The sequence below is a fragment of the Bradyrhizobium sp. WYCCWR 12699 genome (assembly GCF_032144035.1).
Lineage (GTDB): Bacteria > Pseudomonadota > Alphaproteobacteria > Rhizobiales > Xanthobacteraceae > Bradyrhizobium.
The window spans coordinates 1-22,024 of sequence record NZ_JAVTJN010000033.1; the positions used below are offsets into that span (position 1 = coordinate 1).

Consider the following 22,024-nt stretch of genomic DNA (forward strand, 5'->3'; position numbering starts at 1 on the left):
GCGACAGGCCGGTAAACCTGCCAAGCTCGCTCTCATTGCCGTTGCCAGGAAGCTGTTGACGGTCCTCAACGCCATCATGCGCGATCGAAAGCCGTACCTGTACACCAGACCAACATAACAGTTGCCTGCTCTGCGCAGCAGCGTTGCACGCTGCAGCGCGTCCGGGACACGAGCCTCACACTTCCCGTCGGCTCAAAAACGCCAGCCGCTCGAACAGATGCACGTCCTGCTCGTTCTTCAGCAGCGCGCCGTGCAGCGGCGGGATCAGTTTGCGCGGGTCGCGTTCGCGCAGCTGCTCCACGCTCATGTCCTCGTTGAGCAGCAGCTTGAGCCAGTCGAGCAGCTCCGAGGTCGACGGCTTCTTCTTCAAGCCGGGTACCTCGCGCACCTCGAAGAAGATGCGCAGCGCCTCTTCCACCAGGCGCTTCTTGATGCCGGGGAAGTGGACGTCGACGATGCGGCCCATCGTGTCGGCGTCCGGGAACTTGATGTAGTGGAAGAAGCAGCGGCGCAGGAAGGCGTCCGGCAGCTCCTTCTCGTTGTTGGAGGTGATCATCATGATCGGGCGCTGCTTGGCCTTGATCGTCTCGCCGGTCTCGTAGACATGGAATTCCATGCGGTCGAGCTCGAGCAGCAAATCGTTGGGGAATTCGATGTCGGCCTTGTCGATCTCGTCGATCAGGAGCACCGGGCGCTGCTCGGCCGTGAAGGCCTCCCACAGCTTGCCGCGCTTGATGTAGTTCTTGATGTCGGAGACCCTGCTGTCGCCGAGCTGGCTGTCGCGCAGCCGCGACACCGCGTCGTATTCGTAGAGGCCCTGCTGCGCCTTGGTGGTGGACTTGATGTGCCAGGTCAAAAGCGGCGCGTTCAGCGCCTTCGCCACTTCCTCCGCCAGCACCGTCTTGCCGGTGCCGGGCTCGCCCTTGATGAGGAGCGGACGCTCGAGCACGATCGAGGCGTTGACGGCGACCTTGAGATCGTCGGTCGCAACATAGTCCTTGGTGCCGGTAAATTTCATTGCGTGTCCTTGGGTCATCGTCGGCGAGAGGCGCTCGTCCCGTCGCGACAAGCGAACGGCCGCTCGCGGCGGCCGTTCCTGGTTCGGTCAGGCTTTCAGACCCGTTTTATCAGCGAAAGGATGACGAGCACAATCACCGCGCCGATGGTGGCATCGACGATGGCGCCGACCGTGCCGGTGGCCAGCCCGATATGGAGCTGCGGCAGAACCCAGCTCGCGACCAGCGCTCCGATGATGCCGACGACCATGTTGCCGACCAGCCCAAATCCCGCCCCGTGGACAATCTTGCCGGCAAGCCAGCCTGCGATCGCGCCGATGATGAGCGCTGCGACAATTCCCATTGCATACGTCCCCAAACAACCCCGTGAGGGCGCCAATTCTAGAGCAAAAAGCACCCGGGTCCAGCGTTCAGCGGCAGCCTCCGCCCCTTGACGTTCGTCCCCCGACGGGCAATCTGTCAGCCATGTTCCTGCAATTCTTCACCTCTCTGCGCGACGCGCAGGTCCCTGTGACGCTGCGCGAATACCTCACGCTGGTGGAGGCGCTCGACGCCGACCTTGCGGACTATTCGGTCGAGAATTTCTACTATTTGTCGCGCACCGCCCTGGTGAAGGACGAGCGCAACCTCGACAAGTTCGATCGCGTCTTCGGTACGGTGTTCAAGGGGCTGGAAAACCTGCTCGACGCCATGGAGAAGGCGGAGATCCCCGAGGAGTGGCTGAAGAAGCTCGCCGAAAAGTACCTGACGGACGAAGAGAAGAAGCAGATCGAGGCCATGGGCTGGGACAAGCTCATGGAGACCTTGAAGAAGCGTCTTGAGGAGCAGAAGGGCCGTCACCAGGGCGGCTCGAAATGGATCGGCACCGCGGGCACCTCGCCGTTCGGCGCCCACGGCTACAACCCCGAAGGCGTCCGCATCGGCCAGGAGAAGAACCGCAACAACCGCGCCGTCAAGGTGTGGGACAAGCGCGAGTTCAAGGATCTCGACGGCAATGTCGAGCTCGGCATCCGCAACATCAAGGTGGCGCTGCGCCGCCTGCGCAAGTTCGCGCGCACCGGCGCGCCGGACGAGCTCGATCTTGACACCACTATTCGCGAGACCGCCAATCACGGCTATCTCGACGTGCACATGCGCCCCGAGCGGCGCAATGCGGTGAAGCTGCTGGTGTTCTTCGACATCGGCGGCTCCATGGACGCGCATATCGAGCAGGTCGAGGAGCTGTTCTCGGCGGCGAAGAGCGAGTTCAAGCACATGGAGTATTTCTACTTCCACAACTGCCTCTATGAAGGCGTGTGGAAGCAGAACAAGCGCCGCTTCACCGACCGCACGCCGACCTGGGACGTGCTGCACAAGTATCCGCACGACTACAAGATCGTGTTCGTCGGCGACGCCTCGATGTCGCCTTACGAGATCATGGTGCCCGGCGGCTCGGTCGAGCACGTCAACGAGGAGCCCGGCTCGGTCTGGCTCGACCGCATCATCCGCACCTATCCGCACGCGGTGTGGCTGAACCCGGTCGCGCAGAAGCACTGGGACTATTCGGAATCCACCACCATCATCAAGCGCATCTTCGCCAATCGGATGTACCCGATCACGATCGAAGGGCTGGAAGGTGCGATGAAGGAATTGACGCACTAGCTTATGACCGGCCCGGTGCGATCGGCGATGGAAGTGCGCTCCCTCCCCCGCTTGCTGGGGAGGGGGTATCGCCACGGGCGACGCTCCCCAAGAGGAGAGAGCCCCCACCCGCGTCGCTTCGCGCCGCGACCTCCCCCGCAAGCGGGAGAGGTTAGACTGAGTATTCGGCGCGTAAGCACCGTAGCAACGGCCACGAAATAACGAGGGAGAACGACATGCCCCAAAACATCACCCGCGGCATCAAGGCGCTGATCGACGAGGCCAATGCCGAGATCGAGACGCTCAACGCCAAGGACGCCATCGAGATCTCCAAGAACGGCGACGTCGTCATCGTCGATATCAGAGACCCCCGCGAGATCGAGCGCGACGGCCGCATCCCCGGCGCCTTCGCCTGCACCCGCGGCATGCTCGAATTCTGGATCGATCCGCAGAGCCCGTACGCCAAGCCGATCTTCCAGGAAGACAAGAAGTTCGTCTTCCACTGCGCCGGCGGCCTGCGCTCCGCTCTCGCCGCCAAGACCGCGCAGGACATGGGCCTGAAACCCGTCGCGCACATCGCCGGCGGCTACGCCGCCTGGCGCGATGCCGGCGGGCCGACCGAGACATGGGAGCCGAAGAAGAAGGGGTAATCACTCTCGTCATTCCGGGGCGCGACGAAGTCGCGAGCCCGGAATCCATTCATCCACCAACGTTGCCGCACGATGGATTCCGGGTTCGTGCTGCGCACGCCCCGGAATGACAAGGAAAACCTATGACCGCCACCGACCCCCTCGTCTCCACCGAATGGCTCGACGCCCATATGGGCGAGGCCAACGTCAAGATCCTCGACGCCAGCTTCAAGCTGCCGGGCGTGCTGCCGCTGCCGAAGGACGACTATCTCGCCGCGCATCTGCCGGGCGCTGCGTTCTTCGACGTCGATGCGGTCTCGGATCATTCCAACCCGCTGCCGCACATGTATCCGAGCGCCGAGCAGTTCGGCCGCGACATCGGCAATCTCGGCATCTCCAACGCCGACACCGTCGTGCTCTACGATGCCGGCGGCTGGGTTGCCGCGCCGCGCGCGTGGTGGATGTTCCTGGCCTTCGGCCATAACAACGTGCGCATCCTCAATGGCGGCCTGAAGAAGTGGCAGGCCGAGGGGCGGCCGGTCGAGAGCGGCGAAGTGAAGCCGAAGCCGGCGACGTTCAAGGCGAGCTTCGATCCGAAGCGCGTGCGCAGCATGCAGCAGCTGATCGCCAATGTCGAAAGCCGTGCCGAGCAGGTGATCGACGCGCGGGCCGCCGATCGTTTCGAAGGCCGCGCGCCCGAGCCGCGTGCGGGCATCCGCTCCGGTCACATTCCCGGCGCCCGCAACGTGCCGTACAATCAATTGTTCGATGCCGCGACCGGCGAGATGAAGCCGCTCGACGATCTGCGCGCCGCCTTCACCGGCGCCGGCGTCAAGCTCGACGCGCCGATCGTGACGAGCTGCGGCTCCGGCGTTTCCGCCGGCGTGCTGACGCTCGCGCTGTATCGCTTAGGGATCACCGACACGGCGCTCTATGACGGCTCGTGGTCGGAATGGGGCCAGGAGAGCGGTCCGGCCATCGCGACCGGGCCGGCGTAAATTACTGGCGCGACCTCGTGGCCGTCGTCGTCGCGAATGTCTGCTGCTGGCCGAACGGATCGAGCTGCTGCTGCAATTGCTGAGGCAGCGGACGCCGCACCACGCGCTGCCGCTTCTTCGCCTTGGCCTTGCGCTTGGTCGCCTTGTCGTCGGCCTTGCTCTCGACCTTCTTCGCCGGCGGATCCTTTACGGCCGTCGTCGCCGGCTCGTTCAGTGCGGCCAGCTTGGCCGCGGCGATTTCGAGCGCGGAGGAGGCGAGGGCCGGATCAGCCGCCGGCGGCTCGCCGACGGTGGCGGCAGCGGCAGCGCCAAGGTCAGGCTTGGCATCCGGAAGCGAGGCCGTGGTGTCGGCCTGGGTGAGCGTGTCGGCGGGCGCCGGCATTGCGGCCTCCGTCGTCGGCTCGGCCTTGGCCGGCTCGACGGCCGCAGCTTCTGCCGGAGGCGCAGCGGCCTGCGTCTGGACGTCGGCCTCGGTCGTCAGCGCGGCGACCTGCTCGGCCCCGGTTGCCGGCAGGCCGATGGTCGGCACCTGGTCGCGCAACGACGGCTCGGACTCGGCCGCCACCTCCGGCTCGGTGCGGAGCACCGCGAGCACCGGCTGGGCTGGCTCGGGTCCTTGCGCGAACCGCTGCTCCTGCGGGCCGTTCAGCCAGGACGGGTTATTGGCATACTGCTCGTGGCTCGCGCGCAGGAGGGCGGCGGCGCCCAGGCCGAACACCAAAATGGAGGTTGACAGCAGGATCGCGGCAAACAGGAAGCGAAAGCCGGGAAGCATCGAAGGGTTACGAATTTCCGCCCGGGCGGCGTGGGGTGCCGGGGCCCATGAGCCATCTGAACGCGGTGACGGTACTGTTGGCCGCGTTCGCCGCGCGGGATCGAGAGCTCAAATGGGCGGCGAATCAGGCTGATTCGAACATACCGCAACGATTTCGACCCGTTCCCTAAAAAACGGGGCCGCAGACTCCGGCAAATGACGGCGGAAGCGGATTTCCGCCCCGTGATGCAACGGGGCAACGGTAGTCTTGCGGATCACAAATCGGCCAATCCGGCGCAAATAAGCCTGATATGTCTTGAATGTGCCGCTATCTTCCGTCATCTGGCCGTTAACGGTCCGATCGGGCTTGGGGACTATACAAGAGCGATGATGATCAAACATTTTCTGACGATATGCGCTGCCGCAACCGTCGCTGCGGCGGGAACCTCGCTCGCGCAGGCTCAGAGCTATCCGGTCCAGCAGGCACCGAGCTACGGCGCCCCGGCCGAATATCGGCCCGGTGACCGTGCGCCGAATTTCGACGCGCTGGACGATGACGACGACGCGATGCCGCAGGCCGCGTTGCCGCCGCCCGGCCCCGCCGACGATCCGCGCTATGGCCGCCCCGCCGGCGCACCGCCGGTCTACTCGGCCGCCCCGCCGCAGGGCCCGGTGATGTCGCCGGACGATCCGCGTTATGGCCGCCCGGCGGGTAGCCCGCCGGTCTATTCGGCCGCGCCGTCGCAGGGCCCCGTGATGTCGCCCGACGATCCCCGCTACGGCCGCCCCGCCGGCCCGCCGCCGGTGATCTATGCCAATCGTCCGGGTCAGCAGGGTCAGGCCCCCGCCGGTGACGGCATGCGTCCGCCGGAAGCTGTCGGTGGTCCCGCCGCGACAGGGACGGTCCAGGCCGGCCAGCCGCCCGTCGGCGCCGATGGCCGTCCGATGACCATGGCCGCGCTGCCGCCCGAGGAGCAGCCCGATGCTGCCCCGGTGCAGTTGCCGCCGAACCTGCGCCGCCAGGAGGTCTCGTTCCAAACCAAGGAGCCGGCCGGCACCCTCGTGGTCGATACGCCGAACACCTACCTCTACTACGTGCTCGGAGGCGGCCGCGCGATCCGCTACGGCGTCCGCGTCGGCCGCGACGGCTTCACCTGGACCGGCGTGCAGAAGATCACCCGCAAGGCCGAGTGGCCGGATTGGCATCCGCCGACCGAGATGATCGAGCGCCAGCCCTATCTGCCGCGCTTCATGGCCGGCGGCCCCGGCAATCCGCTCGGCGCCCGCGCGATGTATCTCGGCTCGACCGTCTACCGCATCCACGGCACCAACCAGCCCTCGACCATCGGCAAGTTCGTCTCGTCGGGCTGTATCGGCATGCTGAACGAGGACGTCTCCGACCTGTTCGACCGCGTCAAGGTCGGCACCCGCGTGGTGGTGATGCCGGGTGGCCCGCCGCCGGGAACGGCGACCGCCTCCGCTGCGCCGGCGCCCGGTCCTGCCGCAGGCCCGGCTCCGATGGCCGCCCAGGCCGGCCCCGTTCCGGGCACCCAGCCGACGGTGGTGCCGCCGCTGCCCGCACCGGTCACCGTGCGCTAAGCGCTGCGAACCAGATCAGATTGCGAAGGGCGTGCCGTCGGCACGCCCTTTTCGTTTTCAGGCCAGCTTGCGCGGCAGCTCGCCGCCCTTGGTGAAGGCGTCGATTGCCTCGACCATCTGGCCGTAATGGATGCGCAGACCGTCCTCGGTGGCGTAGCCGAGATGCGGCGTCAGCACGAGGTTGTCGAGCTTGCGGAAGGGATGATCGACCGGCAACGGCTCGACCGAGAACACGTCGATGCCGGCGCCCGCGATTTTGCGCTGCTGCAGCGCTTCGAGCAGCGCCTGCTCGTCCACGATCGGCCCGCGCGCGGTGTTGACGAGGAAGGCGGTCGGCTTCATCCGCGCCAGGTCCGCGCGGCCCACGAGACCACGCGAGCGTTCGCTCAGCACGACATGGATGGTGACGATGTCGGCCTTGGCGAACAGCTCCTCCTTGGTGGCGTAGCTGACGCCGGCCGCCGCACACTTCTCCGGGGTCAGGTTCGGGCTCCAGGCGATCACGTTCATGCCGAACGCCTTGGCGATCCCGGCCATCTTGCTGCCGAGCTTGCCGAGCCCGACGATGCCGAGCGTCATCCCCTCGATCTCGACGCCGGCAAAGCTCTGCCAGGGCTCGCCGGCATGCATGCGCGCGTTCTCGCGGCCAATGCCGCGGGTCAGCTCCAGGATCAGACCCATGGTCAGCGGTGCCGTGGGATCGCGGGAATATTGCGTGCCGCCGATCGCGACGCCGCGCGCCTTGGCCGCCTCCATGTCGATCGACGCGTTGCGCATGCCGGAGGTCAGGAGCAGCTTCAGCTTCGGCAAGCTCTCGAACAGGCCCTTGGGGAAGGCCGTGCGCTCGCGCATCGCGCAGATGATCTCGAAGTCGGCAAGCGCGCTCGCCGCGGCCTGCTCGGAGGCGAAGGGATGGCTGAACACGGTGACGTCGACGCGGTCGGACAGTTTCTGCCAGTCGGCGACGTCGAGCGCGAGATCGAAATAGTCGTCGAGAATTGCACAGCGCAGCCGGCTCATCAGCGTTGATCCAGGGCCAGAGTTGATCGCGAGAGGTGAGGGCGCGAGGGGAGCGCCGTCGTCGGAACCCAAGGCCATGGTTGCGCGCAATCGCACCAGCGCGCAAGCCGCTTGCGTCTTCAAAAGTCCGACAGGAGAGAGGCGCTTAGAGGTCGCGGGGCTTCAGGCGGAACGGCGCATCCATGCCGTGCTTGGCGCGCCAGGCGGGGCCGGGGCCGCGCATGTAATGCAGTTCGGGCCGGTAGGGGTTGAAGGCGGTGGCGAAGAAGCGCTTCCAGAAGCCCTTGATCTCCGAGGCGAAGTCGGAGACGTGGCCGGCTTCTGCCGGAACAGGAAGAGAATGGGTCTCGATCAGAGCCATGATGCGGCCTCGCTGTGCTCCCGTTCGTTCTGAGCGGGTGGCGCTGTTTCCGCGCGAAACCGAGCTTTCGGCCTGATTTATTAAAAGATGGTTTCAATTGTCCGGATCGGTGGCCGGATGGTGTCCATCCCGTATTCGTCCGTGGTGAACGGACGGAAAACGTTGCCCTTTCGGGGCGGGATCGCTACATCGCAGGCGAAGCAAATTTCCTCAAATCGAAGGTTTTCGGGACCGATGGCGCGCCAGTTCATCTATTTCATGCAAGGCCTGACCAAGAGCTACCCGACCCGGAAGGTGCTCGATAACATTCATCTGAGCTTCTACCCGGACGCCAAGATCGGCGTGCTCGGCGTCAACGGCTCGGGCAAGTCGACGCTGCTCAAGATCATGGCCGGCCTCGACAAGGAGTATAACGGCGAGGCCTGGGTCGCCCAGGGCGCCCGCGTCGGCTACCTCGAGCAGGAGCCGCAGCTCGACGCCAAGCTTTCGGTGCGCGAGAACGTCATGCTGGGCGTCGCCAAGCAGAAAGCCATCCTCGATCGCTACAACGAACTGGCGATGAACTATTCCGAGGAAACCGCCGACGAGATGACCAAGCTGCAGGACGAGATCGAGGCCCAGGGCCTCTGGGATCTCGACAGCAAGGTCGACCAGGCCATGGACGCGCTGCGCTGCCCGCCCGACGAGGCCGATGTGACCAAGCTCTCCGGCGGCGAGCGCCGCCGCGTCGCGCTGTGCAAGCTGCTGCTCGACCAGCCCGATCTGCTGCTGCTGGACGAGCCGACCAACCATCTCGACGCCGAATCCGTGTCGTGGCTCGAAAGCCATCTGCGCAGCTATCCCGGCGCGATCCTGATCGTCACCCACGATCGCTACTTCCTCGACAACGTCACGAGCTGGATCCTCGAGCTCGACCGCGGCAAGGGCATTCCCTACGAGGGCAATTACTCGTCCTGGCTGGTTCAGAAGCAGAAGCGGCTGGAGCAGGAGGGACGCGAGGACGCCGCGCACCAGAAGACGCTCGCCCGCGAACAGGAATGGGTCGCTTCGTCACCGAAGGCGCGTCAGGCCAAGTCCAAGGCGCGCTACCAGCGCTATGAGGATCTGCTCAAGCAGGCGAGCGAGAAGCAGACCCAGACCGCGCAGATCATCATCCCCGTCGCCGAGCGGCTCGGCGCCAACGTGGTCGATTTCGAAGGCCTCAGCAAAGGCTTCGGCGACCGCCTCCTGATCGACAACCTCACCTTCAAGCTGCCGCCCGGCGGCATCGTCGGCGTGATCGGCCCCAACGGCGCCGGCAAGACCACGCTGTTCAAGATGATCACCGGCCAGGAGAAGCCGGATTCCGGTTCGATCACGGTCGGCGAGACCGTTCATCTCGGCTATGTCGACCAGTCGCGCGACGCGCTCGACGGCAACAAGAACGTGTGGGAGGAAATCTCCGGCGGCAACGAGCTGATCCTGCTCGGCAAGAAGGAAGTGAACTCGCGCGGCTATTGCTCCGCGTTCAACTTCAAGGGCGCCGACCAGCAGAAGAAGGTCGGCGCGCTCTCCGGCGGTGAGCGCAACCGCGTGCATCTTGCCAAGATGCTGAAGTCCGGCGCCAACGTCCTGCTGCTCGACGAACCGACCAACGACCTCGACGTCGACACGCTGCGCGCGCTCGAAGAGGCGCTGGAGGATTTTGCCGGCTGCGCCGTCATCATCAGCCATGATCGCTGGTTCCTCGACCGTATCGCGACCCACATCCTGGCCTTCGAAGGCGACAGCCACGTCGAATGGTTCGAAGGCAACTTCCAGGACTACGAGAAGGACAAGATGCGCCGGCTCGGCCAGGACAGCATCATCCCGCACCGCGTGAAGTACAAGAAGCTGACGCGGTGACGGCTATTGGCGCCCGCGATTTGCCGCGGGCGCATCCCCGGCGGCCCAGCATTTTCATCCGATAGCCCCTGTGATAAGATGTCCGCATGGTCGAGCCTGACAGCATGGTTCTGGAGCTCTTGCGCCACATCCGCGCGGCGTCGATGACGTGCGGGATGATATCCGCGAGATGAAGCAGCGCATCGGCAATCTGGGAAGCCAGTACGCGAACATGTCGAACCGGCTTGATCGCATGGATGTTCGCATCGAGCGGATTGAACGACGTCTCGATTTGGCTGACGCGTGAACGGACTGAGCCGACTGCTTGGGTGCGTCGTCGCTGCTCTATTGCTCGCGTCGATTCTCTGTCATTCCGCCCGCGCCGCCGACGCGGCCTTTACACAATTCATCGCCTCGCTGTGGCCGGAAGCGCAGGCGGAAGGCGTCTCGCGCGCGGTGTTCGACGCGCAGACGCGCGGTCTCGAGCCTGATTACAAGCTGCCCGACCTGATCCTGCCCGGGCGCCCGGCGACGGGCGCGCCGTCGCAGGCCGAGTTCGTGCAGGTGCCGGCGGATTACGTCAGGGAAGCCTCGATCGCGCGGCTTGCTGGCGAGGGACAGCGGCTGCTGCAAAAATATCGCGCCGCGCTGAGCGAGATCGAAAAGAAGTCCGGCGTGCCGGCGACCGTGATGCTCGCGATCTGGGGTCGCGAGACCGATTACGGCCGCTACACCCTGCCTTACGATCTCGTCCGCGTGCTGGCGACGCAGGCCTATGTCGGACGCCGCAAGGATCAGTACCGCACCGAGTTCATCCTCGCGCTGAAGATCCTGGGCGAGGGCGTGGTGACGCGCAAGGACATGCGCTCGTCCTGGGCGGGCGCCACCGGGCTGACGCAATTCCTGCCGTCCGAATACTACAAGCACGGCGTCGATTTCGACGGCGACGGCCGCATCGACATCTGGCACTCGGTGCCGGATGCGCTGGCCTCGGCCGCGCAGCAGCTCGTCAACAAGGGCTGGCAGAGCGGCCTGCGCTGGGCCTATGAGGTGCAGGCGCCGGCCAAGGTCGATTGCAGCACAGGCGTGCCCGAGGTGACGAAGCCGATCGGCCAATGGCTGCGCGAGGGCTTCGTGCCGGTGCGCGGACAGAAGCTCAGCGCCGCCGAGCAGGCGCAGCCGGCTTCGCTGCTGCAGCCCGAGGGCATCTACGGCCCGTCATTCCTCACGACGAAGAACTATTTCGTCATTAAGGAATACAATTTCTCCGACCTCTATGTGCTGTTCGTCGGCCACCTTGCCGACCGCATGACGAGCCCGCTGCCGTTCGCAACGCCCTGGTCGGCCTCCAAGCAATTGCGTACCAGGGATGTCGAGACGATGCAGCGCGGCCTCACGCGGATAGGGCTCTACAAGGACAAGATCGACGGCAAGGCCGGCATGCAGACCCGCGCGGCGCTGGGCGCCTATCAGAAGTCGGCAGGCCTCAAGGTCGATTGCTGGCCGAGCGAAGAGGTGCTGCGTTCGATTCAGGCGGCGCGATAGCAGGTCACGCTTCTCTGATCTCAAAGAAAAAGCCCGGCCGATGGTCTCGGCCGGGCTTCGATCGCGGCGCTGACGAGCGCCATGCGATCAGATCAGTAACAAACGCGAACCGGGCGAACGACCCAGCCGTAGCCATCCCAATAACGCTGGCGCTGCCAGTAGCAGGGCGCGGGCGGCGGGGGCTCAGCGACGTAGACGGGGCCGCCATAGGCGGGACGGCTCGACGCGATGGCGCCGCCGACGATGGCGCCGCCGATCAGGCCGGCCGCGATGCCGGCGCCGACGCCGTCATGGGCCTTCGCGGACGGCGTGGCGGTCACCAGCGAACCGGCGACCGTCGCGACCGTGAGGGCGGCAACTAAAGTCTTCTTCATGCTCTTGGCTCTCCTGGGAGATGGGTTCCTCTTGTTAGAGGCGCCCGGGTTTCAAAGGTTCACGCACACGCTGAGGGAATTGGCCGTGCAGCTAGGAAGCGCGCAATTGGTCAACCCACGGTAAACGCACACGGAGCTGTGACGAGAAAAAGCGGTCTTTTTCAGGCCCCGAGATGAACGGCGCATCCGTAGTGAACCGGTCCACACGAACCCTGCTTGCGGCGCCTCAGCCGCAGACTCTGACGCGGCGGACACGCCAGCCATAGCCGTCCCAGAAGCGCTGCTTCTGCCAGACGCAGCCTCCGCCATAATAGCCGTCGGCGACGTAGCCGGGACCCGGCGCATAGTAGCGGCGCGGGTAGTAGCCGGGTTCGTAATAGCCCGGGCCGGGTCCGTAATAATACGGAGACGCCAGCGCGCCGCCGACAATGGCGCCGCCGATGATCCCGGCCGCCACGCCTGCCGCGACACCGCGCTGGGCCTGGGCCGGTGTTACGGCCGCAACGGCCAGGGTGGCGACGGCCGCGACCGCCAGGAGCAATTTCTTCATTGGTTTGACCTCTCGCACAAACACGCTGGAACCCTTTGGGAGCAGAGTTCCATACTTCGTTTGAATGTTCAATGAACGGCACCTTTGCCAGGCCCGACCAATTCATGCGGACTGCGGCTCTGCCAGGGAGGCGATGATGGGCAACGCGATGATAAATGCACTGGTCGCTGCCGGGATCGTTTTTGCGATCGGCTATGGCTGGTTGACCCATCTCCAGAACCGCGGCCGGCGCTCGCGCGCCGGGGCTGGCGGCGACAGTGGAAGCAGCAGCGCCGGCTCTGGAACCAGCGACGGCTTCTCGCTGGGGAGCTGGTTTTCAAGCGACAGTTCGGGCAGCTCGAGCGACGGTGGCAGTTGCTCCAGCAGCGATAGCGGCAGCAGTGGCGGTGATTGCGGAGGCGGCGGCGGCGACGGCGGGGGGAGGCGGCGGCGATTAGATCCTCTCAAATCTTGATCCAGCGCAACGCCGTAATTTAGGGCCGTTCTAGGCTGCTTTCGGGCCAGTTTGGAATAGCTTCAAATACCGGTTTTTCCTTTTGCATCCGGCCGGCCCGTTAAATATCGATGATGACGCATCACCGAGGGGCCTGCTGCTTCCATGATCGTTTGTTCCTGTAACGTGCTGAGCGATGACGATATCCGCGCCGCCGTCGCCGAGTCCGACGACGCCGTGCGCCACGCCAAGCAGGTCTATGGATGCCTCGGCTGTAGCGCCGAATGCGGCCGCTGTGCGCGGACGATCAAGACCATCATCGACGAAGCCCTTGGCCCCTGCGCCCAGTCCTGCTGTGCCGGCTGCCCGCACAGTCACACCGTGGCCGCCAATGACGAGAGGGCGGAGCCCGCCCAGTTCGCCCTCGCGGCCTGCTGAAATCTTCCCTTCGGATTGGCTGCGCTTTTCCCCGGCTGCGTCCGCGTGGCCAGTTGCCCTCATCCGTAAACTGACTTAGAAGCGTTCTAAATTCGGTTGGGGCCGATTTGGAATGCAAGAGCTGGAGTGAACCATGCAGGGCGACGCAAAAGTTATCGACTATCTCAACAAGGCGCTGCGTCACGAACTCACTGCGATCAACCAGTACTGGCTGCACTACCGCTTCCTCGACAATTGGGGCCTGCTCGACATGGCCAAGGTCTGGCGCAAGGAGTCCATCGAGGAGATGGAGCATGCCGACAAGCTGACCGCGCGCATCCTGTTCCTCGACGGTTTCCCGAACATGCAGGTGCTCGATCCCCTGCGCATCGGCCAGAACGTCAAGGAGATCATCGAGTGCGATCTCGCCGCCGAGATGAGCGCGCGGGCGCTCTATCAGGAAGCGGCCACCTATTGCCACGGCGCCAAGGACTACGTCACGCGTGACCTGTTCGAGAAGCTGATGAGCGACGAGGAGCACCACATCGACTTCCTCGAAACCCAGCTCGACCTGATCGGCCGCATCGGTCTCGAGCTCTACACCCAGAAGCACGTCGGCGGGCTCGAGGGCGAGGGGCACTAAGCTCCGGCTTTCGCCGCATAATCCAGTGTCGTCCCCGCGAACGCGGGGATCCACACCGCGCGATCGATCTGCAAGTGGCGGTGTTCGTACCGCCGGATAGGCTCTTCACTGCAAGCCCTCGCCAAACCCCTTCTGGGGTTATGGGACCCGGCGTTCGCCCGGATGACACCGTGGCTATTGCTCCACCGCTGAATTGAGCTTCAGCTACAACTGCGTCTTGTAGATTTCTTCCACGGTTTCCTGGCTGGCCGGCTCGCCAAGGCCGGTCTGGTCGTGAATGACCGTGACGATGCTCGGCATCACCGAGCGCTGCACCTTCTCCGACGACCACAGCTTCGAGCGCATCAGCGCCTTGCCGCAGTGAAAATAGACTTCGCTCACAGTGACGTTCAGCACCGCGCGCGGCGGCTTGCCGAACTCCACCATGGAGGCAAGCAGATCCGGATCGGCCGACAGCGTGCCGCGACCGCCGACGCGCAGCGTCTCGTCGATCCCTGGGACGAAGAACAACAGCTGTACGAAGCCCGAGCCTTCGACCACGTTGCGGAAGCTGTCGATCCGGTTGTTGCCGGAGCGGTCGGGCATCAACAGCTGGTTGGGGCCGGCGACGTGGACGAAGCCGACGCCGCCGCCGCGCGGCGAGGCATCGACGCTGCCGTCCGCTCCCGACGTCGCGAGCACGCAGAATGGCGACATCTCGATGAATTTCTTCGCGTGCGCGTCGATCGCGGGACGCGCCTTTGCGATCACGCGCGGGCTCGGCTTGGCATAGATTGTGGCGAGGTCTTCGGCGCAAAGCTGGGTCACGAAGGTCTCCTTGATTGACGTGTCGAGACTATCATTCCCCGGCCGCCCCGCTATCCCTTTTGTCGCCGCCATGGCCATGCGATCACGTCGGCGCAGTAAAGTGCCCCCCAGATCAGCACGGGCTGAAGCACCAGGCGCGGACCGTGATAAAGCCAGCTATTGGGGATGGGCGGAACGTCGATACCCTCCAGCGCGTGCTTGATGTTCGCAGGCCAAACGCAAAGCGCATAGAGCGCGAGCGCCACGCCTGCCCACCAGCGCAGCGGCGTCATTAGCAATGCAATCGAGCCCGCAATCTCACAAATGCCGGTGACGAGAATGACCTCTATCGGGAAGGGAATCCAGGACGGCGCGATCGCGAGAAACTTGTCGGGGACGGCCAGATGCGCAAACCCGGCAGCGACGTAGAGTGCGGCAAGAGCGAAGCGCATCACCGCGCGCCTGCGGTCGGGTTCAGAAGCCATCGCTCGAACTACCACGCGCAGCACTGACGCGCCATCGCGCGGCTAGACCGCATCCGCCGGCACGAAGCAGCTGATGATGATGGCGCCGCGGTGGTGGACATACCACACCACGGCCTGACCGACCGGATTGCCCTGGTCGCGGATGATGGCGCGGTCGGGCACCTCCATCCATTGTCCTTCGATCGGCACCCAATAAGTGCCGCCGCGCACGTCGTAGTCGGTGCGATGGCCATCGGAGATGTCGCAGCAGGGCACTCCGTTCGGCGCGATGACGCGCTTGAACCATGCACGGATGTCGGGCGGGACATGGTCGTATTGACCGTTGTCGAACGCGAGTGCGGCGCCGGTCAGCGCCGTCATCGCGATCAGCCAGACGCACAGTGCGAGCCTGTGCATGCGATCCCTCCTCGTCGTGGCCTGATCTTCGCGTGCGAGTCTTGCTCGCGTCGATTCCATCGTTGACGCGATTAAGCCCGAGCTATCGGCGCATTGCATGCCCAAATAATATGCGGCGCAGGGGCGCCGCGCATGATGCGATGCGGTATCAGTTTCGCGATCGCGTCGCGATCGACGCGAGCAGCGATTTCGGTGCAACGTTGCGCCAGGCCATATCGAGCGCGCTCCGCAACGACGTCGGATCGACCTTAGCGAGTTTCACATTCGTGCTGCCGCTCTTTCCCCAGGCGCCAGGGACCGGACGAAACAGCTCCGGTTCGGCGTCGACCAGCATGGCCTGCTGGTCCGGCGTGAGCTTCACCATGCCCCATGTGTCATCGGGATAACCCAGCGTCGCGAACACGCGCTTGCCGATGCGGAAGTCGGCATGGCCGTGATGTTCGCCCTCGATGACGCCGGGAAGCGCGAGTGCAGACTTGCGAAAGCGGGATTTCGACATGCCGTCTTGCTGCTCGCATTACATCGTCCGCTGCGGGGCGGTCTGCAACAATTGCCGGACCTGCTCGACGTAGAATTTGGCATTGCCCGTGGTGCCGTGGCCGCGCGTCTCGGTGCTTGCGGGGATGAGATACAGCTTGCCGTTCTTGACCCGCTTCATCGCTGCGTCGGTGATGCCAGTCTCCGGCGGATTGCGCTCGTCGTCGGCGGAATTGATCAGCAGCAGCGATGCTTCGATGGCTTCGAGTTTCTCGCCGGCATTGTAGTCGTGCGAGGACTCCCACTGGTAGACGAAGTCATTGGCATCCGCCGTGATCGGCGTCGCCAGCCGGTCGTCGACCATCTTGTCGGCCTTGGCCGCGGTCGGCGCCTGCGCCTGATAAGCCAGTGTGCCGCCGATGCTGGCGATGCCGTAAGCGGTGGCTGCGTATTTCATCATGCGCGGCTGGCTGGTGTAGTTGCCGCCATTGTAGTCGGGATCGTTGCGGATGGTGTCGAGCATGATCCGCCGCATCATCCAGTTGCGCGAGGCCATTTCGGTCGGCTGCGAGGCCATCGGGATCAGCGCGTCCATCGCCTTCGGATATTTCTCGCCCCACAGCCAGGTGTGCATGCCGCCCATCGAATTGCCGATGACGAGGCGGAGATGCTTGACGCCGAGGCCTTCCGTCACCAGGCGATATTGCGCCTCGACCATGTCGTCGTAATTGTATTTCGGGAAGCTGGTCTTCATTCCGTCCGACGGCTTCGATGATTTGCCATGGCCGATCCCGTCGGGAATGATGATGTAATATTTGGAGGCGTCGAGCGGTTGTCCCGGGCCGAACAGCTCGCCACCGAAGGAAGGCCCCAGCATGCCCGTGCCCGAGCCGCCCGTGCCATGCAGCACCAGCACCGGCTGGCCCGTGGGCTCGCCCACGGTGGTGTAATGCAGCTTCAACTCCGGCATGGTCTCGCCGGTGTGGAACTTGAAGTCCTTGGCGATCCAGTCGCCTTGCTTGGGGGCGGGATGATCGGCGGCCGATATGGGTGTGGAGATGGTCGACACCGAAATCGACAGCAGAACGGCCGACAGCGCCGCGCAGAGCATCTTCATGTTGTTCTCCCCCTTGCGGCTCATGGTCGGCGGCCGCGTTACGGCGGAACTTAGCAGAACTGCGAAGAAGGATGTAGGATTTCAGCTCCGCCGATCGTCTTCATGGAAACATCCGGAGAGAGGCCTGCATGTGCCGCAACATCAAGACGCTGTTCAATTTCGAGCCGCCGGCGACGGAGGATGAGATCCACGCCAGCGCGCTGCAGTTCGTGCGAAAATTGTCCGGCTTCAACAAGCCGTCGCAGGCCAACGAGGCGGCGTTCGACCTTGCCGTGGCGGAGGTCTCGGAGGCCGCGCGGAAACTCCTGAGCTCGCTGCACACCCATGCCCCGGCGCGCGACCGCGAGGTCGAGGCGGAGAGGGCCAAGGAGCGCTCGCGGCTGCGCTTCGGCTAGCGATCGCTGACAAGCCCATTCCGTGATCTGGCTCACGGAAGAAAGCCTCCAGGTAAGCGATGGTGTTCGCCGGGGTTTTGACAGCCCGGAGCACGATCATGAACCGCCCCCTTCTTCCGCTGAAAGCAGGTGCCATTGTTTTCACGCTGCTATGGACGGCGTGGATGATGTGGTGGAGCGGCTCGTTCTCGAGCGCGAACGTGATCATCCTGGCGCTGTGCGGCGCGGCGGTCGGCTATCTCTGGTATCGCGCCATGCGCTGGCAGTTCGAGCGCATGGGCATGCTGCCGCACAAGGACGATGCGTCCGGTTCGTCTTGATTGGCTGGTGTCCCGGATGCGGTGCGGCGCGAAGTGCCGCTCCGCAGAGCCGGGAGCCAAAATGACCCGCACATCGCTTGGCGAGACGGGCCCCCGCTCAGCAGCGCAGCATTGCATGCCGCGCTGCGTCCAGGGCACTAAGCGCTCGGATGCGGCACTTAATCCTTCTGGCCGTGCTTCTTCTTTTTCTTCTTCTTCCTGGGCCCGTCGCCTTCGCCGTCGTCGCTCTCGGTGTCGACGGTCGCTGCATCGGGCTCCTGCACGGCGGCCTCCAGCGCTTCGCGCTCGGCGGCTTCGCGCTCGCGCTGGCGGCGCCGCTCGTCCCAGGCGTCGAACAGCTGATCGAGCCATGGCAGCACCTGTTCGATCGAGGGCAATTGACCGGCAGGTCCCGGCTCGCCGCGCGGGCCTTGCGGCCCCGCAGGTCCCTGCGGCCCTGCAGGACCCTGCGCGCCGATGGCCCCGCGCGGGCCGGCCTCGCCTTGCTTGCCTTGCGGACCGGGCTTGCCCTGAGGTCCCGCCTTTCCGAGCGGCCCCGGCTTGCCCTGCGGACCCGGCTTGCCGCGCGCGCCGTCGGGGCCGCGCCGGCCCGGATGACCCTGCGGTCCCGGCCGTCCCGGCTCGCCCTGCCGTCCGCGCGGCCCTTGAGGTCCCTGCCGCCGTCCCTGATCGTCTGCCACGCCACTGCTCCCTGTCACGGAAGCAAGCTACTTAGCGGCGTTTGACGACAGCAGCAATTCCGCGCGCTAATCCTGATAGGCGGGCACGTCGATGCCGGAGGCGGCGTAGAGCTTGATCTTGTTGCGCAGCGTGCGCACCGACAGTCCGAGCACGCGCGAGGCGCGCGTTCGGTTGCCGTCGCAGCGCGCCAGCGTCTGGAGTACGAGCTCGCGCTCGACCTCGTCGACGGTGGCGCCGATCAGAAGCGGAACGATCTGGTTAGGAGCAAGAAATTGCGCGCCCGGCCCGGACGCGGCGACATGAACAGTGGTCATCAACACACTCCCCGATCAACGCCCGCTTCCATCGTTGGAAGCGGATCGAGAACAAACGACCCCCAAGCCGTAGATCCACGGTGGTCGGGTTTGGTTAATGAAAGGTTAATTGCGGGGCATCGCACCAGATGACCTCGGGAATGCCGCGAAGCCGCCGCGATTGGCAGAAGATGCATATCAGTGCGGCCCGGTCTGCTCCCTCACACCGTCCGGTAGCCGCCGTCCACCATCACGATCGTTCCCGTGACATAGGCCGACAGATCCGACGCAAGGAAGAGCGCGGGGCCGACGATATCCTCCGGCTTGCCGGTGCGCGCCAGCGGGGTGTGGTCGACGAAGGCCTGCACCAGCGCCGGATTGGTGGCGCGCACATTGGCGTTGATGTTGGTCTCGATGAAGCCCGGCCCGATCGCGTTGACGCGCACGCCTTCCCTGCCGAGCTCGACCGCAAGCGCCTTGGTGAAGCCGAGCACGCCGTGCTTCGAGGTCGTATAGGCCGCCGAGCTCGGCGTGCGCAGATGCACGAAGGACTGGATCGAGCCGATATTGACGATGCGGCCCTTGCTCGCGCGCAGAGGCGCGAGGAAGGCCTGCGTCACGTTGAAGACGCCGTTGAGGTTGAGCGAGATGATGTCGTTCCAGTCCTTCGCCACCGTCTCGGTCTCCGCGGTGAAGGCGTTGCGGCGGGTGATGCCGGCATTGTTGACGAGGATCGAGACCTGCCCGACCTTGCCTTCAACTTGCTTTGCCAGCGCGAAGCAATCCTCGCGCCTGGTCACGTCGAGCGCAAAGCTCTCGGCCTTGCCGCCCGCTTCTCGGATCTCCTGCGCGGCCTCCGCGACCGTGTCGGAATTGACGTCGAGCAGCACCACCCGCGCGCCCTCGCGCGCATAGCCGGCGGCGATCGCGCGGCCGATGCCGGAACCGGCCCCGGTGACGACGGCGATGTGGTTTGCGAGCAATGCCATGACATTTTCCTCCCGATTTCTTTTCGAAGTTTCACCAAACGCTAACTCGAAATTAAGGGGTCGGAAACGGCAGCCTTGGCATACTGATCTCGATTGCTAAACGTTGCGCGCATGATGGAACGGCTCGACACTCGGCTGGACTCCTGGAAACTGGCTCTGGAACGCCTGCGGTCGGCGCAATCGGCCGACTTCGCCGAGGCGGGCCGGCTCGTGGCCGAGATCGCGCGGATGAGTGTCGACGTCACGCTGCGCCAGGCGGCGGAGCAGGCGCTGCCGGTGCTGCGCCAGGCGGTCGACAATGACGATGACGGCGTCACGCTGGCGGCGCAGCGCCGTCTCGGCGTGGTGCTCGAGGTCGTCCATGATTTGACCGCGCCGCGCTTCGGCCGCCGCAACGCTACGCCGAAGAAGCTCTCCAGCGAGGATCGCGCCCGCAAGATGCTCGGGCTGCCGCTCGCGGTGCAGCTCACCTGCGAGGACATCAACCAGGCCTATCGCCGCGCCGCCAAGGGCATGCATCCCGACCACGGCGGCAGCACGCAAGCCTTCATCGACCTCGCCGCCGCGCGTGACGTGCTGATCCATCCCGGCGCGCACAAGGACGCGTGAAAAACAAAGCGGGCAAGGACGAGGTCTTCGTCCTTGCCCGGCTCTTCGTCCGCCGATCGAAATCCTACCAGGTGCAGTGACCGTTCTTCAGCGCGGCGTCCTTCGCCGCGAGTGCGTCGATGAAGGTCGGCATGCTCGCGCTGGCGCGGTGATAGCCGGCCGGCCACGGCGTGGTCGGGATGCTCTCGTCCCAGATCTGGCAGAAGCCGCTGTCCTGCCAGCGGATCAGGTGATAGCTGGCCTGTGCAGGGCTCGCGGCGACGAACGCGGTGACGGCAAGACCGGCGGCAGCGCACAGCACGGAAATACGACGCATGATCAGCTCCTCAAATGAATGATGTGATGCGCCTCCCGGCAATGCGGGGAGGGCTGGTGCCGGACGCCTGTGGGTGATGCGCGCCGGACAAGATGTGAGTCATTCCACGCGCCGATCAGGTTCAAAGATCGCGAGCGAGACCTGGCCGGTTTCGGCGGCAAAAAAATGCGCGAGCCCCGCAAAAGCAAAGGGCGGACCGCTCGCGCGATCCGCCCTCGACATCCGTCTTGTCGCGTCAAGCCTAGAGCGTGCAGCGGCGCTCCGCGCGCATCTTGATCTGGAGGTCGGACGCCTGCTGGAAGGTCGGCATCGGCTTGCTGACGACCTTGTAGGTCGACACCCCGATCTGGAGCGGCTTGTACTGCAGGTCCTCGTTCCAGACCTGGCAGATGCCGGTGTTGTCCCAGCGGATCACGTAATAGCCGGCCTTGGCGGATGCGGGCACGGCGAACACGGAGGAAGCGATGCCGGCAACGGCACAGAGGGCGAGAACGCGACGCATGAAATATCTCCTGAAGGGAAGGTGAGAGGAAAACTGGTGCGGCAAAACAGTGCTTCTGGCAAGCCGGGCGGCGGTCGATCACGGATATGTCAGCCGTCCGTCCGCCGTTCGAACTAGCCCTTCGCCAGCGAGGCTACCGCCTCGATCTCGATCAGCATCTTCGGATCGGGCAGGGCCTGCACCACGCACGTCGTGCGCGCCGGATAAGGCGGCGGGCCGAAGGCGCCGGCATAGAGGGCATTCATGGCGGCGACGTCGGAGGGGCGGGTCAAGAGCACGTTGACCTTGACGAGGTCGCGGACACCGGCGCCGGCCTCGTCCAGCACGCGCTTGATGTTGACGACCACATTGGCGAACTGCGCCTCGAAACCATCAGGCAGCGCGCCGTTGCCGTCGAAGCCGGGAATGCCCGAGACGAACAGGAGATCGCCGACCCGCGTGGCAAAGGACAGCGGCGGCGCTTTCACGTGAGGCGGGGGCGCGAAATGCTGGATCGGCATGGGATCACCTCGCAAGGACGGTCGCTGATGCCACAAGCGTAGCGGCAGGTGAAGAGGCCTCAAAACAAAAAATGCGAAAACAACCCCATGCACAGTAGGAGGGGGACGGAAATCATTGGGGTTTTCGAATTCGGTTATACCGAGGATGATGAATTGCATCGTCGGGCAAAACAGGGGCATGATGGCATGATGAGGTTGGTCTCGTCCGTGGCTCCGGATTCCGCTGTCATGCCCGGCTCTGGCGGTTTCTGGAATGCTGGATCGACCGCAAACTGCGCACTGGCCGGGCGATGACAGCTCGGTGTTTGGCGAACAGCGCGACTGACGCTGGCCCCC

At 64.9% G+C, this 22,024-nt stretch carries 29 protein-coding genes and 1 pseudogene; 12 read left to right on the top strand and 18 right to left on the bottom strand.

What is annotated here, in order from left to right; genetic code table 11:
- Positions 1-118 (top strand): annotated as a pseudogene (locus RPS27_RS20045) (IS110 family transposase); the annotation flags it as partial.
- A gap of 57 nt (positions 119-175) precedes the next feature.
- Here the strand turns inward: RPS27_RS20045 and RPS27_RS20050 are convergent.
- Entirely contained in the window at positions 176-1,018 is an 843-nt protein-coding gene (locus RPS27_RS20050) for an AAA family ATPase (RefSeq protein ID WP_063201884.1), read from the bottom strand.
- A 95-nt stretch (positions 1,019-1,113) separates the two neighbouring features.
- Positions 1,114-1,359 (bottom strand): GlsB/YeaQ/YmgE family stress response membrane protein, encoded by a 246-nt coding sequence (locus RPS27_RS20055; protein ID WP_194404015.1) that lies wholly within the window; start codon positions 1,357-1,359, stop codon positions 1,114-1,116.
- A 122-nt stretch (positions 1,360-1,481) separates the two neighbouring features.
- On the opposite strand from RPS27_RS20055, the gene RPS27_RS20060 reads away from it, so the two are divergent.
- From RPS27_RS20060 to sseA, 3 genes are all read left to right on the top strand, one after another.
- On the top strand, positions 1,482-2,657 hold the full coding sequence (locus tag RPS27_RS20060; RefSeq protein ID WP_212067737.1) for a vWA domain-containing protein: 1,176 nt from the start codon (positions 1,482-1,484) through the stop codon (positions 2,655-2,657).
- A 215-nt stretch (positions 2,658-2,872) separates the two neighbouring features.
- A complete protein-coding gene (locus RPS27_RS20065) occupies positions 2,873-3,286 on the top strand; it encodes a rhodanese-like domain-containing protein (protein WP_212067736.1) in 414 nt (137 codons plus the stop codon).
- Between the two features lie 122 nt (positions 3,287-3,408).
- Positions 3,409-4,263, top strand: coding sequence for a 3-mercaptopyruvate sulfurtransferase (gene sseA / locus RPS27_RS20070; protein WP_212067735.1), 855 nt, complete (start codon positions 3,409-3,411; stop codon positions 4,261-4,263).
- A 1-nt stretch (position 4,264) separates the two neighbouring features.
- Here the strand turns inward: sseA and RPS27_RS20075 are convergent, their stop codons facing one another.
- The gene (locus RPS27_RS20075) at positions 4,265-5,038 is read right to left on the bottom strand and encodes a hypothetical protein (RefSeq protein ID WP_313754215.1); all 774 of its coding nucleotides are present in this window, start codon (positions 5,036-5,038) and stop codon (positions 4,265-4,267) included.
- Positions 5,039-5,407: 369 nt separating this feature from the next.
- Here RPS27_RS20075 and RPS27_RS20080 point away from each other — a divergent pair, with 369 nt between their 5' ends.
- Positions 5,408-6,616, top strand: a complete 1,209-nt coding sequence (locus RPS27_RS20080) for a L,D-transpeptidase (protein ID WP_194404010.1) — start codon at positions 5,408-5,410, stop codon at positions 6,614-6,616.
- A 57-nt stretch (positions 6,617-6,673) separates the two neighbouring features.
- Here the strand turns inward: RPS27_RS20080 and RPS27_RS20085 are convergent, their stop codons facing one another.
- Both RPS27_RS20085 and RPS27_RS20090 read right to left on the bottom strand, forming a co-directional pair.
- Positions 6,674-7,636: a D-2-hydroxyacid dehydrogenase family protein gene (locus RPS27_RS20085; protein WP_212067733.1), complete on the bottom strand. Its 963-nt coding sequence runs from the start codon at positions 7,634-7,636 to the stop codon at positions 6,674-6,676.
- A 145-nt stretch (positions 7,637-7,781) separates the two neighbouring features.
- The gene (locus tag RPS27_RS20090; RefSeq protein ID WP_063201904.1) at positions 7,782-7,997 is read right to left on the bottom strand and encodes a hypothetical protein; all 216 of its coding nucleotides are present in this window, start codon (positions 7,995-7,997) and stop codon (positions 7,782-7,784) included.
- A gap of 234 nt (positions 7,998-8,231) precedes the next feature.
- Between RPS27_RS20090 and ettA the strand changes: the two genes are divergently transcribed.
- A complete protein-coding gene (ettA, locus tag RPS27_RS20095) occupies positions 8,232-9,881 on the top strand; it encodes an energy-dependent translational throttle protein EttA (RefSeq protein WP_194404007.1) in 1,650 nt (549 codons plus the stop codon).
- 327 nt (positions 9,882-10,208) lie between these two features.
- Positions 10,209-11,405 carry a lytic murein transglycosylase gene (locus RPS27_RS20100; protein WP_409517556.1) on the top strand — a complete coding sequence of 399 codons (1,197 nt, stop codon included), beginning with the start codon at positions 10,209-10,211 and terminating at the stop codon, positions 11,403-11,405.
- 92 nt (positions 11,406-11,497) lie between these two features.
- Here the strand turns inward: RPS27_RS20100 and RPS27_RS20105 are convergent, their stop codons facing one another.
- Together RPS27_RS20105 and RPS27_RS20110 are read right to left on the bottom strand one after the other, a co-directional pair.
- The gene (locus RPS27_RS20105; RefSeq protein ID WP_063201912.1) at positions 11,498-11,779 is read right to left on the bottom strand and encodes a hypothetical protein; all 282 of its coding nucleotides are present in this window, start codon (positions 11,777-11,779) and stop codon (positions 11,498-11,500) included.
- A gap of 226 nt (positions 11,780-12,005) precedes the next feature.
- Positions 12,006-12,329, bottom strand: a complete 324-nt coding sequence (locus RPS27_RS20110; RefSeq protein WP_194404005.1) for a hypothetical protein — start codon at positions 12,327-12,329, stop codon at positions 12,006-12,008.
- 598 nt (positions 12,330-12,927) lie between these two features.
- Here RPS27_RS20110 and RPS27_RS20115 point away from each other — a divergent pair.
- Positions 12,928-13,200, top strand: coding sequence for a bacterioferritin-associated ferredoxin (locus tag RPS27_RS20115; RefSeq protein WP_212067732.1), 273 nt, complete (start codon positions 12,928-12,930; stop codon positions 13,198-13,200).
- Positions 13,201-13,333: 133 nt separating this feature from the next.
- Positions 13,334-13,822, top strand: coding sequence for a bacterioferritin (gene bfr, locus RPS27_RS20120; protein WP_024339472.1), 489 nt, complete (start codon positions 13,334-13,336; stop codon positions 13,820-13,822).
- A gap of 204 nt (positions 13,823-14,026) precedes the next feature.
- Here bfr and RPS27_RS20125 read toward each other — a convergent pair whose 3' ends face one another.
- The 5 genes from RPS27_RS20125 to RPS27_RS20145 form a co-directional block, all read right to left on the bottom strand.
- A complete protein-coding gene (locus RPS27_RS20125) occupies positions 14,027-14,629 on the bottom strand; it encodes an MSMEG_1061 family FMN-dependent PPOX-type flavoprotein (RefSeq protein WP_212067731.1) in 603 nt (200 codons plus the stop codon).
- 50 nt (positions 14,630-14,679) lie between these two features.
- A complete protein-coding gene (locus RPS27_RS20130; protein ID WP_313754216.1) occupies positions 14,680-15,093 on the bottom strand; it encodes a DoxX family protein in 414 nt (137 codons plus the stop codon).
- 42 nt (positions 15,094-15,135) lie between these two features.
- On the bottom strand, positions 15,136-15,489 hold the full coding sequence (locus tag RPS27_RS20135) for a hypothetical protein (protein WP_212067729.1): 354 nt from the start codon (positions 15,487-15,489) through the stop codon (positions 15,136-15,138).
- 148 nt (positions 15,490-15,637) lie between these two features.
- Positions 15,638-15,988: an MmcQ/YjbR family DNA-binding protein gene (locus RPS27_RS20140; protein ID WP_211416239.1), complete on the bottom strand. Its 351-nt coding sequence runs from the start codon at positions 15,986-15,988 to the stop codon at positions 15,638-15,640.
- 18 nt (positions 15,989-16,006) lie between these two features.
- Complete coding sequence (locus RPS27_RS20145; protein ID WP_212067728.1) at positions 16,007-17,083, bottom strand: alpha/beta fold hydrolase; 1,077 nt, start codon at positions 17,081-17,083, stop codon at positions 16,007-16,009.
- A 128-nt stretch (positions 17,084-17,211) separates the two neighbouring features.
- Between RPS27_RS20145 and RPS27_RS20150 the strand changes: the two genes are divergently transcribed.
- Both RPS27_RS20150 and RPS27_RS20155 read left to right on the top strand, forming a co-directional pair.
- Positions 17,212-17,478 (top strand): DUF2277 domain-containing protein, encoded by a 267-nt coding sequence (locus tag RPS27_RS20150; RefSeq protein WP_211416241.1) that lies wholly within the window; start codon positions 17,212-17,214, stop codon positions 17,476-17,478.
- A gap of 98 nt (positions 17,479-17,576) precedes the next feature.
- On the top strand, positions 17,577-17,798 hold the full coding sequence (locus RPS27_RS20155) for a hypothetical protein (RefSeq protein ID WP_194403997.1): 222 nt from the start codon (positions 17,577-17,579) through the stop codon (positions 17,796-17,798).
- Between the two features lie 158 nt (positions 17,799-17,956).
- Here RPS27_RS20155 and RPS27_RS20160 read toward each other — a convergent pair whose 3' ends face one another.
- The 3 genes from RPS27_RS20160 to RPS27_RS20170 all read right to left on the bottom strand — a co-directional run bounded on the left by RPS27_RS20160 (position 17,957) and on the right by RPS27_RS20170 (position 19,761).
- Complete coding sequence (locus RPS27_RS20160; protein ID WP_212067727.1) at positions 17,957-18,478, bottom strand: collagen-like protein; 522 nt, start codon at positions 18,476-18,478, stop codon at positions 17,957-17,959.
- 66 nt (positions 18,479-18,544) lie between these two features.
- Complete coding sequence (locus RPS27_RS20165; RefSeq protein WP_135168630.1) at positions 18,545-18,793, bottom strand: helix-turn-helix domain-containing protein; 249 nt, start codon at positions 18,791-18,793, stop codon at positions 18,545-18,547.
- Between the two features lie 200 nt (positions 18,794-18,993).
- Entirely contained in the window at positions 18,994-19,761 is a 768-nt protein-coding gene (locus RPS27_RS20170; protein ID WP_212067726.1) for an SDR family NAD(P)-dependent oxidoreductase, read from the bottom strand.
- Positions 19,762-19,872: 111 nt separating this feature from the next.
- On the opposite strand from RPS27_RS20170, the gene RPS27_RS20175 reads away from it, so the two are divergent.
- Positions 19,873-20,370, top strand: coding sequence for a J domain-containing protein (locus RPS27_RS20175; protein WP_212067725.1), 498 nt, complete (start codon positions 19,873-19,875; stop codon positions 20,368-20,370).
- Between the two features lie 64 nt (positions 20,371-20,434).
- Here the strand turns inward: RPS27_RS20175 and RPS27_RS20180 are convergent, their stop codons facing one another.
- The 3 genes from RPS27_RS20180 to RPS27_RS20190 form a co-directional block, all read right to left on the bottom strand.
- Positions 20,435-20,686 (bottom strand): hypothetical protein, encoded by a 252-nt coding sequence (locus tag RPS27_RS20180; protein ID WP_194403993.1) that lies wholly within the window; start codon positions 20,684-20,686, stop codon positions 20,435-20,437.
- 241 nt (positions 20,687-20,927) lie between these two features.
- Positions 20,928-21,188 carry a hypothetical protein gene (locus tag RPS27_RS20185; protein ID WP_194403992.1) on the bottom strand — a complete coding sequence of 87 codons (261 nt, stop codon included), beginning with the start codon at positions 21,186-21,188 and terminating at the stop codon, positions 20,928-20,930.
- A gap of 113 nt (positions 21,189-21,301) precedes the next feature.
- Positions 21,302-21,688: a RidA family protein gene (locus RPS27_RS20190; protein WP_211416245.1), complete on the bottom strand. Its 387-nt coding sequence runs from the start codon at positions 21,686-21,688 to the stop codon at positions 21,302-21,304.
- Positions 21,689-22,024 lie beyond the last annotated feature (336 nt).

Excerpts from the sequence above, each read along its gene's own strand:
- RPS27_RS20050 (WP_063201884.1), bottom strand. The coding sequence starts at position 1,018 with ATGAAATTTACCGGCACCAAGGACTATGTTGCGACCGACGATCTCAAG.
- RPS27_RS20055 (WP_194404015.1), bottom strand. The coding sequence starts at position 1,359 with ATGGGAATTGTCGCAGCGCTCATCATCGGCGCGATCGCAGGCTGGCTT.
- RPS27_RS20060 (WP_212067737.1), top strand. The coding sequence starts at position 1,482 with ATGTTCCTGCAATTCTTCACCTCTCTGCGCGACGCGCAGGTCCCTGTG.
- RPS27_RS20065 (WP_212067736.1), top strand. The coding sequence starts at position 2,873 with ATGCCCCAAAACATCACCCGCGGCATCAAGGCGCTGATCGACGAGGCC.
- sseA (WP_212067735.1), top strand. The coding sequence starts at position 3,409 with ATGACCGCCACCGACCCCCTCGTCTCCACCGAATGGCTCGACGCCCAT.
- RPS27_RS20075 (WP_313754215.1), bottom strand. The coding sequence starts at position 5,038 with ATGCTTCCCGGCTTTCGCTTCCTGTTTGCCGCGATCCTGCTGTCAACC.
- RPS27_RS20080 (WP_194404010.1), top strand. The coding sequence starts at position 5,408 with ATGATCAAACATTTTCTGACGATATGCGCTGCCGCAACCGTCGCTGCG.
- RPS27_RS20085 (WP_212067733.1), bottom strand. The coding sequence starts at position 7,636 with ATGAGCCGGCTGCGCTGTGCAATTCTCGACGACTATTTCGATCTCGCG.
- RPS27_RS20090 (WP_063201904.1), bottom strand. The coding sequence starts at position 7,997 with ATGGCTCTGATCGAGACCCATTCTCTTCCTGTTCCGGCAGAAGCCGGC.
- ettA (WP_194404007.1), top strand. The coding sequence starts at position 8,232 with ATGGCGCGCCAGTTCATCTATTTCATGCAAGGCCTGACCAAGAGCTAC.
- RPS27_RS20105 (WP_063201912.1), bottom strand. The coding sequence starts at position 11,779 with ATGAAGAAGACTTTAGTTGCCGCCCTCACGGTCGCGACGGTCGCCGGT.
- RPS27_RS20110 (WP_194404005.1), bottom strand. The coding sequence starts at position 12,329 with ATGAAGAAATTGCTCCTGGCGGTCGCGGCCGTCGCCACCCTGGCCGTT.
- RPS27_RS20115 (WP_212067732.1), top strand. The coding sequence starts at position 12,928 with ATGATCGTTTGTTCCTGTAACGTGCTGAGCGATGACGATATCCGCGCC.
- bfr (WP_024339472.1), top strand. The coding sequence starts at position 13,334 with ATGCAGGGCGACGCAAAAGTTATCGACTATCTCAACAAGGCGCTGCGT.
- RPS27_RS20130 (WP_313754216.1), bottom strand. The coding sequence starts at position 15,093 with ATGGCTTCTGAACCCGACCGCAGGCGCGCGGTGATGCGCTTCGCTCTT.
- RPS27_RS20135 (WP_212067729.1), bottom strand. The coding sequence starts at position 15,489 with ATGCACAGGCTCGCACTGTGCGTCTGGCTGATCGCGATGACGGCGCTG.
- RPS27_RS20140 (WP_211416239.1), bottom strand. The coding sequence starts at position 15,988 with ATGTCGAAATCCCGCTTTCGCAAGTCTGCACTCGCGCTTCCCGGCGTC.
- RPS27_RS20145 (WP_212067728.1), bottom strand. The coding sequence starts at position 17,083 with ATGAAGATGCTCTGCGCGGCGCTGTCGGCCGTTCTGCTGTCGATTTCG.
- RPS27_RS20150 (WP_211416241.1), top strand. The coding sequence starts at position 17,212 with ATGTGCCGCAACATCAAGACGCTGTTCAATTTCGAGCCGCCGGCGACG.
- RPS27_RS20155 (WP_194403997.1), top strand. The coding sequence starts at position 17,577 with ATGAACCGCCCCCTTCTTCCGCTGAAAGCAGGTGCCATTGTTTTCACG.
- RPS27_RS20165 (WP_135168630.1), bottom strand. The coding sequence starts at position 18,793 with ATGACCACTGTTCATGTCGCCGCGTCCGGGCCGGGCGCGCAATTTCTT.
- RPS27_RS20170 (WP_212067726.1), bottom strand. The coding sequence starts at position 19,761 with ATGGCATTGCTCGCAAACCACATCGCCGTCGTCACCGGGGCCGGTTCC.
- RPS27_RS20175 (WP_212067725.1), top strand. The coding sequence starts at position 19,873 with ATGATGGAACGGCTCGACACTCGGCTGGACTCCTGGAAACTGGCTCTG.
- RPS27_RS20180 (WP_194403993.1), bottom strand. The coding sequence starts at position 20,686 with ATGCGTCGTATTTCCGTGCTGTGCGCTGCCGCCGGTCTTGCCGTCACC.
- RPS27_RS20185 (WP_194403992.1), bottom strand. The coding sequence starts at position 21,188 with ATGCGTCGCGTTCTCGCCCTCTGTGCCGTTGCCGGCATCGCTTCCTCC.
- RPS27_RS20190 (WP_211416245.1), bottom strand. The coding sequence starts at position 21,688 with ATGCCGATCCAGCATTTCGCGCCCCCGCCTCACGTGAAAGCGCCGCCG.